Genomic DNA, 13,952 nt, shown 5'->3' with positions numbered 1-13,952 from the left:
ATGGGACACATGGCGCTGTCCTCCCGCTCCGGCCGCTCCTTCCTCGGGCGGACCGTGGGCACCGGCATCCGCGCCACCCGGCTGCTGCTGCGGGGATCGCTGCACGGCGGGCGCTGGATGACCCGCCGGGCCGGCACCGCCCGGGCCCGCAGCGCCGGCAACGAGGTGGGCATGGTCCGCCTGTTCGACCTGCACGCGCTCTCCTGCGCCGGGGACACGCTGATCGCCATCGGCCTGGCCGGGACGATCTTCTTCGACGTGCCGCTGGGCGAGGCGCGCAACAAGGTCGCGCTCTACCTGCTGGTGACCATGGTCCCGTTCGCCATGCTCGCCCCGGTGGTCGGCCCGCTGCTCGACCACTTCCGCCACGGCCGCCGGTACGCGCTGGCCACCACCATGCTCGGCCGGGCCTTCCTGGCCTGGCTGATCTCCGACTACATGGGTGGCCTCGGGCTCTACCCGGCGGCGTTCGGGGTGCTCGCGCTCTCCCGCGCCTACGGTGTGGCCCGGTCGGCGGCGGTGCCCCGGCTGCTCCCCGAAGGGCTGGGGCTGTCCCAGGTGGGCGCGCGGGCCAGCGTCTACGGCACGGTGGCCGGCGCGCTGGTCGCCCCGATCGGGCTGGCCGCGTTCTGGCTCGGGCCGCAGTGGCCGCTGCGGGTCGCCTCGGTGATCTTCCTGCTCGGCATGGTGATCTCGCTCCGGCTGCCGCCGAAGGCCGACTCGGAGCCGCCGGAGCGGATGCCGCACCCGCTGCGCGCGATGCGCCGCCGCGACGGCGAACGCCCGCTGGGCCGGGGTCGCCCCGCCGGTCGCGTGGTGATCGCCACCCTGGTCGGCGCCGCGGCGCTGCGCGGGCTCTACGGCTTCCTGCTGCTCTTCCTCGCCTTCGCCATCAAGGCCGGCGACCTGACCACCGACTTCTTCGGCCGCGAGCTGAGCGACCAGGCCGCGCTGGGCCTGGTCGGCGGCGCGCTGGCGGTGGGCACATTCCTGGCCACCGCGCTCGGCACCCGCCTACGGATCCACCGGCCGACCGCGATCCAGTCCAGCGGCACGATCATCGTGGCCGGCGTGGCCCTACTCGCCGCGCTCAAGTTCTCGCTGCCGATGGTGGCGCTGCTCTGCCTGGTGGCCGCGCTGATGAGCGGGATCGCCAAGCTGGCGGTGGACGCCTCGATCCAGGAGCGGATTCCGGAGCGGCTGCGGGCCAGCTCCTTCGCGCACTCGGAGACCGCCCTGATGCTCGCGTTCGTGGCCGGCGGCGGGCTCGGGCTGGTGCCGTTCACGGGCCTGATCGGCGTGGCGGTCGCCGCCGGCGTGGCCGTGCTGGTGGCCCTGCGCGGGGTCCTGGTCGCCAGCCGCCTGCGCGGCGAGCACCTGCTCGGCCGCCCGTTGGGCGACGACGAGCTGACCGTGCCGCGGACCGACCCACCGGTCACCTCGTTCGACGACCCGGCGCCCACCTCGCCGGCACCGCAGCGGGTCGACGCGCCCCCGCCGGACGACGACGGGCTCGCGCCGCCCGGCTTCCACATCTATCGTCCCTCCTCGTCGGTCGGCGGTCCCGGCGCGACCGAGGACGAGAACCGGCGCGACCCCCGGGGGCCGGTGGCGTGAGCGGCCTGCTGGTGGTCACGGCGGTGCCCGCCGAGGCCGAGGCGGTCCGCGCCGGCCTCACCGACCCGAGCGTGACGGTGCGACCCGTCGGGGTCGGCCCGGCCGTCGCCGCCGCCGCCACGGCCCGGCTGCTGGCGCTGGCCGAGGTGGCCGGCCGGCCGTACCGGGCGGTGGTGAGCGCCGGCATCGCGGGCGGCTTCGTCGGCCGGGTCGCGGTCGGCGGCACCGTGCTGGCCGACCGCAGCGTCGCCGCCGACCTGGGCGCCGAGTCACCGGCCGGCTTCATCCCGGTCGAGGAGCTGGGCATGCCCCCCGAGCTGCTGGGCGTCGGCCGGACCGTGCCGAGCGACCCGACCCTGCTGGTCGCCCTGCGCGCCGCCCTGCCGGCGGCCACCGTCGGCACGGTGCTGACGGTCAGCACGGTGACCGGCGCCGCCGCGAGCGCGGCGGCGCTCGCCGACCGGCACCCGGACGCCGTGGCCGAGGCGATGGAGGGGTACGGCGTGGCCGTGGCCGCCGCCCTGGCCGACGTGCCCTTCGGCGAGCTGCGCACGATCTCGAACCCGATCGGCCCCCGCGACCGCGACGCGTGGCGCATGCGCGAGGCGTTCGCCGCGCTCACCACCGCCGCTGCCGCGCTCCGCTGACCGTCTGGTCGAACCGCATCGCCGCCGGCCGGCTCGGCTCGATAACGAAGCCGCACGCGCACAGGAAGTCGATTCCCGCCTGCTCGGTCAACGCCCGCACGCAGACCGGGCCGCGATTCCCGGCGATCGCGGCGATCAACGCCTCGACCAGACGCCGACCGATCCCCAACCGCCGGTACGCAGCCACGATCAGCACCCCGTCGAGCACGGTCTCCCGCTCCGTCGGCAGGAAACCGTCACCCCACCGCAGATGCGGGCTCTCGTCGTGCGCCCGCAGCTCACCGATCAGCTCGCCGCCGGGCAACTCGGCCACGAACCGCCAAGCCGTGGCCGGCACGGTCGGACCGGTCACCCGCCGCACGGTCGCCGACCGCCGGACCCGCGCACGGGCCCGGCGCTCGTCCCGGTAGCTCCGATTCAGGCGGTAGCTCGCCGGCGGCAGGGGCAGCGGCCACGAACTCGGCGGCAACGTGTACCACTCGGCCCACCACGCGCCCGGCCAGTCCCGAGGCTCGCGCACCTCCCAGACGTCGAGGTGGGCGGGATAGCGACGGCCCGCCTGGTCGCGCATGTCGTCATGGGGTATCGGCCCCGGTTCGGCCGACCCCGTCGCCTGCATGTCGCAGGCCGGTTCGAGTTCAACGCTGATCTCGCCACCCGCCGCCCGCACCAGCCGCTCTACGGTGCGGTAGCGCGGATCCGTCGCCCGACCGGACTCGATCCGGGCGACCGCGGCCTGCGGGACTCCAGCTTTGCCGGCCAGCTCCCGCTGGCTCAGATCGGCTCTCCGCCGCAGCCGTCGGAGCAGGTCACCCAGGTCGCCCCCCGGGTCGACAGGTGATTTCGGATCAGCCACCACGTCATGGTCCCGACGGTGCGCCGCGTTCTCAACAGGGCGCGCCCGCCTGTGGATAACCCTGTGGACGACGAGGTTGTCGCGGGACAGAGGTGTGGACAGCCGGAACCCTTTAGAGCTGAGTCGTTGGTGATATCGCCGCGACCTGGCAGCGCTGGACAGCGAGCCCGGCCGAGCGGCGCACCGGTCCGAGCAGCGAGGCGAGCCGGCCCGAGCAGTGACCCGGCCCGAGCAGTGAGGCGACCCGGTCCGAGCAGTGAGGCGACCCGGCCCGAGCAGTGAGGCGAGCCGAATCCGGCCGACCGGGCTCGTGCCGCCGGCATAGCAACCGGTCGAGCAGGGCGGGAGCGGCTCGTCCGGGTGCGACGGCCGGTGCGGGCGAGGCGCAGCGGCGGGCGGCAGGGCCGGGTGGGACCCGACCGGACGAAAGCGGCCAAGGGCCGGGGCAGGACCGGACGAGAGCGGCAGGGCACGGTGGGACAGGAAGGCGGAGCAGCAGGCCGGAGCGGACCGAGGCGGAAACGGCCGTGCAAGGCGGGAGCCGCAGGGCGGGGGCATGCGGCGGGCAGTCGCGGCGGGGGTGGGGCAAGCCTGAGTCGTTTCTGACGTCAGCTCTAAAGGCAACCAGCACCAGCCGTCGTGCCGGGCCTGGCGGCGGAGGGACCGACTTCGGCGGGGGCGGGCCAGACCCACCCCCGCCAGTGACAGCTCACATCCCGAAAGCCGGGGTGGCGGGCGGTGGAGCGGGCGGAGTTACGGTGGGGACGTGACGCTCTCCCTGGCGATCTCCCCCTGCCCCAACGACACGTTCGTCTTCGACGCCCTAGTGCACGGGCGGGTGCCGGGCGCCCCGCCGGTCGAGGTGACCTACGCGGACGTGGACGTCACCAACACCGCCGCCGAGCGGGGCGCGTTCGACCTGGTGAAGGTCAGCTACGCGGCGCTGCCCTGGCTGCTCGACGACTACCACCTGCTGCCCTGCGGCGGCGCGCTGGGCCGGGGCTGCGGCCCGCTGGTGCTGACCCGGGGCGACCGCGCCGACCTGTCCGGCGCGACCGTGGCGGTGCCCGGCGAGCGGACCACGGCGTACCTGCTGTTCCGGCTGTGGGCTGCCGGGCAGGCGCCGGAGCGGATCGAGGTGGTGCCGTTCCACGAGATCATGCCCGGCGTCGCAGCCGGCCGGTACGACGCCGGTCTGGTGATCCACGAGGCCCGCTTCACCTACCCGCGGCATGGACTGACCGCCCTGGTGGACCTGGGCGAGTGGTGGGAGGGCGACACTGGGCTGCCGATCCCGCTCGGCGCGATCCTGGCCCGCCGCGGCGCGGTCGACCCGGTCGAGGCCGCCGCGTGGGTCCGCGAGTCGGTGCGGCAGGCCTGGGCCGACCCGGAGGCCAGCCGCGGGTACGTGCTCGCGCACGCGCAGGAGATGGAGCCCGACGTGGTGGACCGACACATCGGCCTCTACGTCAACGAGTTCACCGCCGACCTGGGTGAGGCCGGCTTCGCCGCCGTGGAGGCACTGCTGGGCCGGGCCGCCGACGCCGGGCTCGTCCCTCAGACCTCCAGCTCGCGCGCCACCGCGTGGACCAGCTGAGCGATCTTCTGCGCGGCCTTGCGATCCGGGAAGCGACCCCGGCGCAGGTCCGGCTGCACCTTCGCCTCCAGCACCTTGATCATGTCTTCGACCAGGCCGTGCAGTTCCTCGGCCGGCCGGCGACGCAGCTCCGCCACGGACGGCGGCGCCTCCAGCAGCTTGACCCCCATGGCCTGGGCGCCCCGCCGGCTGTCCACCACGCTGAAATCAACCCGCTGGCCACCCTTGAGGTCGGTGACACCCGCCGGTAGCGCGCCCTTCGGCAGGAACACGTCGCCACCCTCGTCACTGGTGACGAACCCGTATCCCTTGGCCGCGTCGTACCACTTCACTCGACCCGTCGGCACCTGTCGAACCCCGCTCCACTCGAACCGTCTACCCCTCCAAGGCTAGCCCGATGATCCGGTCGACCGCCTTCGGGAATTCGACAAGGTCGTCGAGCACCAGGTACGCGCCCGCCGCGCTCAACTCCGCCACCGGGCAGGGGCCGGTCGCCACTCCCACGCCCGGGATTCCCGCCGCCCGCGCCGCGGCCATGTCGGCCACGTGGTCGCCCACGTAGAGCGTGGCGCCGTGCTCCCGCAACGCGGTCGCCTTCTGCTCGGCGAACAGGTCACCCGCCAGCTCGTCGACGGCCAGCCTCAGGTGGTCCAGGTGCAGTTTCGCCAACCGCCCGATCTTGGAGGTCACCACCATCACCCGTCCGCCGCGCTCGTGCACCGCGCGCACCGCGGCCTCCGCGCCCGGCATCGGCACCGTCGGAGTGATCGCGTACGCGGGATAGAGCTCCCGGTAGAGCGTCACCGCCTCCTCGATCCGCTCCGGCGGAAACCAGTGCGCCAGCTCGGTACGCAGCGGCGGGCCCAGCCGGGACACGGCCAGTTCCGCGTCCACCGGCACACCCGTACGCTCGGTCAACGCCCGGTAGGCGGCGGCGATGCCGGGGCGCGAGTCGACCAGAGTCATGTCGAGGTCGAAGCCGACCATCAGCGGAGACATGCCGAGAACCTACCCAGCGGGCTAGCGTGGTACGACGATGACCACCTCACTCGCCGACCACCTGCGGGCCCTCCCCGACGAGTCCCTGGCCGCGCTGCTCCAGCTGCGGCCGGATCTCGTCGTGCCGGTGCCGGCCGACGTGTCCGCCCTCGCCCTGCGCGCCCAGTCCCGGGTCTCCGTGGCCCGGGCGCTCGACGGACTCGACCAGTTCACCCTGCAGATCCTCGACGCCGCCCGGCTCACCCGCGGCCCCGAGGGCGCCACCTCCACCGACCAGATCCTCGCCATGGCCACCACCGGGCCGCACCCGCCCGCACCGACCGCGATCCGCGCCGCGATCGACCGGCTCCGGGCCCGGTTCCTGCTGTACGGCCCCGAGCACGACCTGTACGTGGTCGGCGGCGTCGACGAGGTCTCCCCGTACCCGGCGGGGCTGGGCCGGCCGGCGGCGGAGCTGGACCCGCGCGCGGCGGCCCTGTGCGCGGACCCGGCGAAGCTGCGGCGGACGCTGCTCGCCGCGCCGCCCTCGGCCCGGGCGGTCCTGGACCGGCTCGCCGCCGGCCCGCCGGTCGGCACCGTGGCCCCGGGCGCGCTGGAGGCGCCCGCCACCGGCGTCGAGGACGTGCTCCCGCCCGACCTGGTCAACGGCGGCGCCCCCACCGGCTCCCCGATCCGCTGGCTGGTCGAGCACCGACTGCTGGTGCGGATGTCCGGCGGCCCGCACGGCACGGTCGAACTGCCCCGCGAGGTGGGGCTGGTGCTGCGTCGCGACGCCGGACCGCTCGGCCCGCTGCGCACCGGCCCGCCGGTGGTGTCCGGCCCGCCCCGGGAGGTCAAGGCCGTCGACTCGGCCGGCGCCGGGCAGACCATGGAGGTGGTCCGGCACACCGAGGCGCTGCTGGAGACGCTTGTCGTCGAACCGGCCCCGGTGCTGCGGTCCGGCGGCGTCGGGGTGCGGGACCTGCGCCGGCTCGCCCGTGGTCTCGGGCTGGACGAGCCGACCACCGCGCTGATCTTCGAGGTGGCGTACGCGGCGGGGCTGACCGGCGAGCTGGAGCTGACCGGGGCGGCCACCACCCGCTACGGCGGCGACCAGCAGATCCTGCCCACCGGCGGGTACGAGGTGTGGCGCGCGGCGTCGCTCGCCCAGCGCTGGGAGCAGCTCGCTCGGGCGTGGCTGGCGATGCCCCGCCAGGTGGGCCTGGTCGGCCAGCGGGACGACCGGGACCGGCCGATCTCGGTGCTCTCGCCCGAGGCGGAACGCGCCGGCGCGCCCGCCGCCCGCCGGGCGGTCCTCGCCGTGCTGGCCGACCTGCCGCAGGCCACCGCGCCGACCCCGGACGAGGTGCTGGATCTGCTGGACTGGCGGGCCCCCCGCCGGGCCCGGGGGCGGGAGACGGCGCACCGCGAGGTGCTGGCCGAGGCGGCCCGGCTCGGGGTGACCGGGCTGGGCGCGCTCACCTCGTACGGGCGGCTGCTGCTGGCCGAGCTGACCGAGGCCGACGAGCGGGGCGACGACCCGCTCGGGCTGCGCTCCGACGCCGAGTCGGGCGACCCGTCCACGGCGGTACGCGCACTGGACGGGCTGCTGCCCGCCCCGGTCGACCACGTGCTCGTGCAGGCCGACCTGAGCGTGGTGGTGCCCGGCCCGCCCGACCCGGCGCTCGCCGCCGAGCTGGACGTGGTCGCCGAGCACGAGTCGGCGGGCGGCGCGAGCGTGCACCGGGTCACCACGGCGAGCATCCGGCGGGCCCTGGACGCCGGCTACACCGCCGACGACCTGCACGCGCTGTTCCGCCGCCGGTCCCGGACCCCGGTGCCGCAGGGGCTGAGCTACCTGGTGGACGACGTGGCCCGAAAGCACGGCGGGCTGCGGGTCGGTTCGGCCGGCGGGTACGTGCGCAGCGACGACGAGGCGCTGCTCACCGAGGTGCAGGCGGACCGGCGGCTGGAGTCGCTGGCGTTCCGCCGGCTGGCCCCGACGGTGCTGGTCACGCCGTACCAGGTGAACCGGATGCTGCTCGCGTTGCGCGACGCCGGGTACGCGCCGGTGCCCGAGGACGCCAGCGGCGCGACGGTGCTGGCCCGGCCGAAGACCCGGCGGGCGCCGGCCCGGACGCCGGTCACCGGCCGCGCGGTGGATCCGCTGGCCACCCCGAAGCTGCCGATGCCCCGCCTGCTCGGCGTGGTGGAGCACATGCGCCGGGGCGACATGGCGGCCCGGGTGGCGCGGCGGGCCCCGGCGGTGGTCCGCGGCGCGGCGGCGGCCACCGGCCCGGCGCCGGCCACCGGGCACGGCGACGCGCTTGCCGTGCTCCAGCAGGCGGTACGCGACAAGGCGCTGGTCTGGGTGGGTTACGTCGACGCGCACGGGGCGACCGCGTCCCGGCTGGTCCGGCCGGTCTCGATCGGCGCCGGCTACCTGCGCGCCGAGGACGACCGCACCGAGATGCTGCACACGTTCGCGTTGCACCGGATCACGGCCGCCGTGCTGGAGGAGTGACTGCCTATTCCCCGTTGCGCCGCAGCGTGCCGATCACCGAGACGGCCAGCAGCAGCGCGAACGCCGCGCCGGCGGACTCGCCGACCGAGTCGACGAAGCCCTGCCGCTGCACCAGCAGCCCGAACAGGAACCAACCGAACACGCCCACGGCGGCGACCGCGTAACCGACCATCGCCGCCGTGGAGACCTGCTGCTGTGTCCGCTCGTCCTCGGGAAGCACGTCCTGATCGACGGTCATGCCAGCCCCTCCCCGCCCCGTGGTGGACCCGGCTTCCAGAGTGGCACCGACCGAACCGCGCGGACAGGGGTTAAAACCCTGATTCGGGCGGCCCGGTCACAGGCACGGGCGGGCTCAGGTGCCGGGACGGCGGCCGATCACCACCACGCGGGTGCCGATCGATCCCAGCTCCCAGAGGCGTACCGCGTCGCGGTGCAGCAGGTTGACGCAGCCGTGCGAGCCGATCGCGCCGTTGTGCAGGTAGGTGGTGGTTTCGTGGAAGCCGATCCCGCCGTTGAACCGCTGCCAGTAGGGCAGCCACACCTCGTACGGGTTGGACCACTCGCGCGGGTTCCGGCCGCCGACGGAGTAGGTGCCGGCCGGGGTGGCGTAGCCGGACATGCCGGTGCGGGTGACCGTCGGGCCGAGCACCACCTTGCCGCCGCGCATCGCCCACACGGTCTGCCGGGTCAGGTCGACGCAGAACGTGAGGTGGGAGCCGGCCCCGCAGCGCGACACGTTCGTGCCGGCCAGCCGCTTCGCCACGTCGTACGTGGTCGGGCCGGCGCGCCCGGTGGCCGGGCTGATGCCGTACCGGATCTGGAACTTCTTGATCGCGGAGCAGTCGGCGGCGGACTGCGCGCCGTCCACGGTCAGCGTCCCGAACCCACCCAGCCGGCTCAGGTAGCTCTCCACGGCCCGCTGGTGCTCCCCCTGCGGGCACCCGGTGGACCGGGACGGCTTCGGCGTGGGCTCCGGAGAGGCGGTCGCCGACGGCGACCGGGAGGGTTTCGGCGTAGCCGTCCGGCTCGGCTGCGCCGACGGGGACGTCGCCGACCGCTCGGGCGTGGGCGGCGCGCTCGCCCCCGATGCTCCCTCCGTCAGCCCGACCGGCGCGGGGGTGGTGACCCCGGCGCCCTCCGTCTGCGGATCGAGCGCGCACGCGCCGACGCCGACCAGCACGACCACCACCAGGCCGGCGACCCGGGCGAATAACCGGACACGCTGCATGGGCCCTCCCTGGTCGGTTGTCCCGCTTGCTAGACGTGTGGGAGGAGTATGGCGTTGCCTGTCCAGCGAGACTTTTTTCCGGTGTTCGCCGGCGTGCAACACTTGATGGTCCGCCTTCGGCAGGTCAGCCGCCGTGCGGGCAGGGATCCCGGACGATGCGAGGAGGACGCGGCGTGAGCGGTGGACCACTGATCGTGCAGTCGGACAAGACGCTGCTGCTGGAGATCGACCACCCGGACGCGCAGGCCTGCCGGATGGCCGTCGCGCCCTTCGCCGAGCTGGAGCGCTCGCCCGAGCACGTGCACACCTACCGGCTCACCCCGCTGGGCCTGTGGAACGCGCGGGCCGCCGGCCACGACGCCGAGGGCGTGGTCGACTCCCTGATCAAGTACTCCCGCTACCCGGTGCCGCACGGCCTGCTGGTGGACATCGCCGAGACGATGGACCGGTACGGCCGCCTCCAGCTCGCCAACGACCCGGCGCACGGGCTGGTGCTGCGCGCCCTGGACCGGCTGGTGCTGATCGAGGTGGCGAAGAGCAAGAAGCTCGCCGGCATGCTCGGCGCGAAGCTCGACGACGACACCATCGCGGTGCACCCGTCCGAACGGGGCCGACTCAAGCAGGCGCTGCTGAAGCTCGGCTGGCCGGCGGAGGACCTGGCCGGTTACGTGGACGGCGAGGCGCACCCGATCGAGCTGGCCGAGTCCGGCAAGGACGGTGGCAGGCCGTGGACGCTGCGGTCGTACCAGCGGGAGGCGGTCGAGGCGTTCTGGGCCGGCGGCTCCGGCGTGGTGGTGCTGCCCTGCGGCGCCGGCAAGACGCTGGTCGGCGCCGCGGCGATGGCGGAGGCGAAGGCGACCACGCTGATCCTGGTGACCAACACGGTGGCCGGCCGGCAGTGGAAGCGGGAGCTGATCGCCCGCACGTCGCTGACCGAGGAGGAGATCGGCGAGTACTCGGGTGAGCGCAAGGAGATCCGCCCGGTCACCATCGCCACGTACCAGGTGCTCACCTCGCGGCGCGGCGGCGCGTTCACCCACCTGGACCTGTTCGGCGCCCGCGACTGGGGTCTGGTCGTCTACGACGAGGTGCACCTGCTGCCCGCGCCGATCTTCCGCTTCACGGCGGACCTCCAGGCCCGCCGCCGGCTCGGCCTCACCGCGACGTTGGTACGCGAGGACGGCCGGGAGGGCGACGTGTTCAGCCTGATCGGCCCGAAGCGGTACGACGCGCCGTGGAAGGACATCGAGCAGCAGGGCTGGATCGCCCCGGCCGAGTGCACCGAGGTACGGGTGACGTTGACCGACGCGGAGCGGTTGACGTACGCGACCGCGGAGGCGGAGGAGCGTTACCGGATGGCGGCGACCGCCCGCACCAAGCTGCCGGTGGTCCGTGCGCTGGTGGAGCGGCACCCGAACGAGCAGGTGCTGGTGATCGGTGGCTTCCTCGACCAGTTGCACCAGCTCGGTGAACATCTGGACGCGCCGATCGTGCAGGGCTCCACCACGAACAAGGAGCGGGAGCGGCTGTTCGACGCGTTCCGGTCCGGCGAGGTCCGCACGCTGGTGATTTCGAAGGTGGGGAACTTCTCCATCGACCTGCCGGAGGCGGCGGTGGCGATCCAGGTGTCCGGCACGTTCGGGTCGCGGCAGGAGGAGGCGCAGCGGCTGGGCCGGGTGCTGCGGCCGAAGGCCGACGGCCGGCAGGCGCACTTCTACACGGTGGTGTCCCGGGACACGATCGACACCGAGTACGCCGCGCACCGGCAGCGCTTCCTCGCCGAGCAGGGGTACGCGTACAGCATCGTGGACGCCGACGACGTCCTCGGCCCGAAGCTGCCGACGGTCGACTGATTGGTCTCTCGGTTGTCCGGCCGGGCGGTCCGCTGTGTCGCGGCCCGCCCGGTCCTCCGGTCAGCCCTTGCCGCTGGCGCGGAACGCGACCCAGGCGTCGCTCATCCGGTCGGCCTGGCCCGGGGTGAACATGTTCATGCAGGAGTCCTGCGTGTAGTCCATGAAGTTGTGGATCGGGTCGAGCCCGGGCGCGGTGCAGGTGTCCGCGCCGATCGGGCAGTTGAACTGCGGCGCCGCCTCACGCGGAGTGTCGGCGACGAAGTCGCCGGAGGCGGAGCAGCCGTGCGCGAACGTGTGCTCCAGCATCAGCCAGTGCCCCACCTCGTGGGTGAGCGTGTCGCCGAGCGCGTACTTGCCGGCCGTGCCGCCCGGCATCGACTCGTCGAGCATCACCACGCCGTCGATGTAGTCGCGGCCGTTGTTGTAGCCCTTCGGGAAGTACGCCCAGCCGAGCAGTCCGTCGCCGATGTTCGCCGCGTAGACGTTGAGCGTGCGGGAGTCACCCTGGTAGAGCGCCTTCTTCATGTCCCGCTCGTTCTTGCCCGGCACCACCGCGTACCAGGCGCTGTTCACGGTCCACGTGGTGTCGACCAGCGAGAACCGGAACGGCGTGTTGGAGGCGTCGGCCGCGGTGCGGCCCGCGAACGAGTCGTTGAGCACGGTCATCTGCGCCGCGATCAGCGTGTTCCAGCGGGCCTTCTCGGCCGCGCTGAGCGCGTGGTCGGAGACCATGTGGAAGATCGTCGGCACGGTGACGCTGCCGTCGGCCAGGCGCGGCACGTCCTTGATCACGCCGTACGCCTTGGCCTCGTTCGTCGAGTAGAGCGCCGGCTCCTGGGCGGTGGCGCCCTCGCGGACCCGGGCGGCGCTGTGCGTGTCGGCACCGGGCTGGCAGGTCGCCGCCGTCGTCGGGGCCGCGGACGCCGTGGCGGGCGCTCCTCCGGCGGTGAGGAACGTGGCGGCGGCAGCGGCGAGCACTGCCAGGTGGATGGTCGGTTTCCTGTGCATCGCTGCACCTTTCGAGAGGCAGGAAGGAACACCGACGCGGGGTTGTCAAAGCTGCGGATCGATGACGTCGTCGTCCCGACATAAGACCACGTCAGCGGCGTTCACAACAGCCCCGGACGCTCGGCACGGTGGCGACCTCCAGCTGCCTACAAACTTGATGGCGTGGATGACTCAGCGGGTATCGGCGCTCGGAGTGATGCCGCCGCCCGCTCGCTTTCCAGCCACAACCCTCCCACCAAGGGAGATTCGCGCTCCAGCTCACGGACACCGAAAAGATCGATCTTGGTAAGGAATGGCCCCTGGAGGGGCCATTCCTTCCAAGCCACCCGGCCCTTCGACTGCCGGGCAGGCGTGAAAACGGGGCATCTAGGCGCAAGGCGGGTCTTTTTTTTTCGGTCGGATCTCGTGCAAGGCAGGGCGGGTGGCGAATTTCGGTCAATGATCGACACCAGTTCGGTGAAGTGGTGGCATCCCGACCGGCCGGATAACGCCACTTCGCCGAGCTGGCGTCCGGACACCCGGTCGGCCCCGGCACCCGGCCTCCCGGGGCGCCGCGCAGGTGTGAAAGCGGGGTAACACGTGCAAGACCGGTCTGTTAACCGGTCAGATCTCAAACGATCAGCGGCGATCGGACTCGGCGACGAAGACGCCTCGGCCGGGCCGGCCCACCAGCACGCCCCGCTCCCGCAGCCGCGCCACCGCGCGGCTGATCGTGGACTGCGACACGTCGTAGTCGTCCGCGAGCTTCCGTCCGGAGGGAAGCTGAGAACCCGGCGGATAGGTGCCGTCCTTGATCTTCTCTGACAGGTCGGCCAGCAGTTCGTCCATCGTGGGCGGGATAGGCACGTCAGGCCCCTTGCAGTCGGTTGGCCCGCCCAGTATCGATCAACGACTTCGACAGAGGCAACGCATGTAGCACGGGTGACCGAGGTGGGTAGCTGACTCAAAGACGTGCTTGACATAGGTGACTCGGTAGCAATACCGTCGCTCTCGGTGATGCGGTGCTGCTGCGGTCGGTTGGCGCCTCTCGTACCGGTCTCGCATCGCCGTCGAGACCCACGCATCCGCGACCCTCCCGAAGGGTGGTCACCCCGTGCGCAATCCGTTCCGTCGGCTGACCCGCCGGCCCGACGAGCCCCCACCTCCGTACCGCTCCCCGCTGCGTCCCGCGCAGGTGCGGGAACGCTGCTTCACCGTGCGCCGGCACGGCCTCGACCCGGCCGAGACCCGCGCCTTCCTGCACCGCGTCGCCGACGAACTGGCCGTCGCGCAGAGCACGCTGGTCGCGTTGCGGGAGGAGAACGTACGCGTCAAGAACGCGCTCCGCGCCTGGCAGAGCGCCCAGCCGGCGCAGCACCGCTACCCCCGATGACCGAGCGTTGGGTGATCCACCTGCCGGTGACCGCGCCGGACCTGCACCGGGCGCGCATCTTCGCGCGTACCGCCGCCCGGGTGCTGGCCCAGCTCAGCGCGCGGGTGGAGCCGGGCGGGGTGACCGTGTCGGCGGAGGACGCGCAGTGCGTACGCCATTGGGTCTTCTGCGATCGGCCGTTGCCGGACGGGGCCGGGCGGTGTGCGCTGCCGGTGGATCACGTCTCGGCGTGCGCCCGTCGCGCGCCCTGGCTCCGACGCCGCTGATCCGTT

The 13,952-nt window shown here is 73.5% G+C and carries 14 protein-coding genes; 7 read left to right on the top strand and 7 right to left on the bottom strand.

Annotated elements, in window-relative coordinates; genetic code table 11:
* Window positions 1-9: 9 nt before the first annotated feature.
* Both ACGFI2_RS07235 and ACGFI2_RS07230 read left to right on the top strand, forming a co-directional pair.
* Entirely contained in the window at window positions 10-1,617 is a 1,608-nt protein-coding gene (locus tag ACGFI2_RS07235; protein ID WP_393512056.1) for an MFS transporter, read from the top strand.
* Complete coding sequence (locus tag ACGFI2_RS07230) at window positions 1,614-2,264, top strand: futalosine hydrolase (RefSeq protein WP_393512053.1); 651 nt, start codon at window positions 1,614-1,616, stop codon at window positions 2,262-2,264. The genes ACGFI2_RS07235 and ACGFI2_RS07230 overlap by 4 nt, the downstream gene beginning before the upstream one ends.
* Here ACGFI2_RS07230 and ACGFI2_RS07225 read toward each other — a convergent pair.
* Window positions 2,236-3,120, bottom strand: a complete 885-nt coding sequence (locus ACGFI2_RS07225; RefSeq protein ID WP_393512050.1) for a GNAT family N-acetyltransferase — start codon at window positions 3,118-3,120, stop codon at window positions 2,236-2,238. The genes ACGFI2_RS07230 and ACGFI2_RS07225 overlap by 29 nt on opposite strands.
* 766 nt (window positions 3,121-3,886) lie before the next feature.
* Between ACGFI2_RS07225 and ACGFI2_RS07220 the strand changes: the two genes are divergently transcribed.
* Entirely contained in the window at window positions 3,887-4,717 is an 831-nt protein-coding gene (locus ACGFI2_RS07220) for a 1,4-dihydroxy-6-naphthoate synthase (protein ID WP_393512047.1), read from the top strand.
* Here ACGFI2_RS07220 and ACGFI2_RS07215 read toward each other — a convergent pair.
* Together ACGFI2_RS07215 and ACGFI2_RS07210 are read right to left on the bottom strand one after the other, a co-directional pair.
* Complete coding sequence (locus ACGFI2_RS07215; RefSeq protein ID WP_132184626.1) at window positions 4,678-5,064, bottom strand: cold-shock protein; 387 nt, start codon at window positions 5,062-5,064, stop codon at window positions 4,678-4,680. The two genes, ACGFI2_RS07220 and ACGFI2_RS07215, sit on opposite strands and share 40 nt — an antisense overlap.
* Window positions 5,065-5,092: 28 nt before the next feature.
* Window positions 5,093-5,716 carry an HAD family hydrolase gene (locus tag ACGFI2_RS07210; protein ID WP_393512043.1) on the bottom strand — a complete coding sequence of 208 codons (624 nt, stop codon included), beginning with the start codon at window positions 5,714-5,716 and terminating at the stop codon, window positions 5,093-5,095.
* A 37-nt stretch (window positions 5,717-5,753) separates the two neighbouring features.
* Here ACGFI2_RS07210 and ACGFI2_RS07205 point away from each other — a divergent pair, with 37 nt between their 5' ends.
* Window positions 5,754-8,219: a helicase-associated domain-containing protein gene (locus ACGFI2_RS07205; protein ID WP_393512040.1), complete on the top strand. Its 2,466-nt coding sequence runs from the start codon at window positions 5,754-5,756 to the stop codon at window positions 8,217-8,219.
* A 4-nt stretch (window positions 8,220-8,223) separates the two neighbouring features.
* Here ACGFI2_RS07205 and ACGFI2_RS07200 read toward each other — a convergent pair whose 3' ends face one another.
* Together ACGFI2_RS07200 and ACGFI2_RS07195 are read right to left on the bottom strand one after the other, a co-directional pair.
* Entirely contained in the window at window positions 8,224-8,457 is a 234-nt protein-coding gene (locus ACGFI2_RS07200; RefSeq protein ID WP_393512037.1) for a hypothetical protein, read from the bottom strand.
* A gap of 114 nt (window positions 8,458-8,571) precedes the next feature.
* Window positions 8,572-9,447, bottom strand: coding sequence for a L,D-transpeptidase family protein (locus ACGFI2_RS07195; protein WP_393512034.1), 876 nt, complete (start codon window positions 9,445-9,447; stop codon window positions 8,572-8,574).
* A 173-nt stretch (window positions 9,448-9,620) separates the two neighbouring features.
* On the opposite strand from ACGFI2_RS07195, the gene ACGFI2_RS07190 reads away from it, so the two are divergent.
* Window positions 9,621-11,300: a DNA repair helicase XPB gene (locus ACGFI2_RS07190; RefSeq protein WP_393512030.1), complete on the top strand. Its 1,680-nt coding sequence runs from the start codon at window positions 9,621-9,623 to the stop codon at window positions 11,298-11,300.
* Window positions 11,301-11,360: 60 nt separating this feature from the next.
* Here ACGFI2_RS07190 and ACGFI2_RS07185 read toward each other — a convergent pair whose 3' ends face one another.
* Together ACGFI2_RS07185 and ACGFI2_RS07180 are read right to left on the bottom strand one after the other, a co-directional pair.
* A complete protein-coding gene (locus tag ACGFI2_RS07185; protein ID WP_393512027.1) occupies window positions 11,361-12,308 on the bottom strand; it encodes a zinc metalloprotease in 948 nt (315 codons plus the stop codon).
* Between the two features lie 618 nt (window positions 12,309-12,926).
* Complete coding sequence (locus ACGFI2_RS07180) at window positions 12,927-13,136, bottom strand: winged helix-turn-helix domain-containing protein (RefSeq protein WP_393513129.1); 210 nt, start codon at window positions 13,134-13,136, stop codon at window positions 12,927-12,929.
* A gap of 265 nt (window positions 13,137-13,401) precedes the next feature.
* Between ACGFI2_RS07180 and ACGFI2_RS07175 the strand changes: the two genes are divergently transcribed.
* Entirely contained in the window at window positions 13,402-13,680 is a 279-nt protein-coding gene (locus ACGFI2_RS07175; protein ID WP_393512025.1) for a DivIVA domain-containing protein, read from the top strand.
* Window positions 13,677-13,946, top strand: a complete 270-nt coding sequence (locus ACGFI2_RS07170) for a hypothetical protein (RefSeq protein ID WP_393512022.1) — start codon at window positions 13,677-13,679, stop codon at window positions 13,944-13,946. Before ACGFI2_RS07175 ends, ACGFI2_RS07170 begins: the two co-directional genes overlap by 4 nt.
* The last annotated feature ends 6 nt before the right edge of the window (window positions 13,947-13,952 follow it).

It is taken from the genome of Micromonospora sp. NPDC049282 (assembly GCF_043197045.1).
Lineage (GTDB): Bacteria > Actinomycetota > Actinomycetes > Mycobacteriales > Micromonosporaceae > Micromonospora.
The sequence above is the reverse complement of the archived record's forward strand: the minus strand, read 5'-3'. Positions and strand labels throughout refer to the sequence as shown.

What these genes read in the sequence shown, in the direction of transcription:
- ACGFI2_RS07180 (WP_393513129.1), bottom strand. Translation starts at nt 13,136, where the DNA reads ATGGACGAACTGCTGGCCGACCTGTCAGAGAAGATCAAGGACGGCACC.
- ACGFI2_RS07170 (WP_393512022.1), top strand. Translation starts at nt 13,677, where the DNA reads ATGACCGAGCGTTGGGTGATCCACCTGCCGGTGACCGCGCCGGACCTG.
- ACGFI2_RS07205 (WP_393512040.1), top strand. Translation starts at nt 5,754, where the DNA reads ATGACCACCTCACTCGCCGACCACCTGCGGGCCCTCCCCGACGAGTCC.
- ACGFI2_RS07200 (WP_393512037.1), bottom strand. Translation starts at nt 8,457, where the DNA reads ATGACCGTCGATCAGGACGTGCTTCCCGAGGACGAGCGGACACAGCAG.
- ACGFI2_RS07195 (WP_393512034.1), bottom strand. Translation starts at nt 9,447, where the DNA reads ATGCAGCGTGTCCGGTTATTCGCCCGGGTCGCCGGCCTGGTGGTGGTC.
- ACGFI2_RS07185 (WP_393512027.1), bottom strand. Translation starts at nt 12,308, where the DNA reads ATGCACAGGAAACCGACCATCCACCTGGCAGTGCTCGCCGCTGCCGCC.
- ACGFI2_RS07235 (WP_393512056.1), top strand. Translation starts at nt 10, where the DNA reads ATGGCGCTGTCCTCCCGCTCCGGCCGCTCCTTCCTCGGGCGGACCGTG.
- ACGFI2_RS07210 (WP_393512043.1), bottom strand. Translation starts at nt 5,716, where the DNA reads ATGTCTCCGCTGATGGTCGGCTTCGACCTCGACATGACTCTGGTCGAC.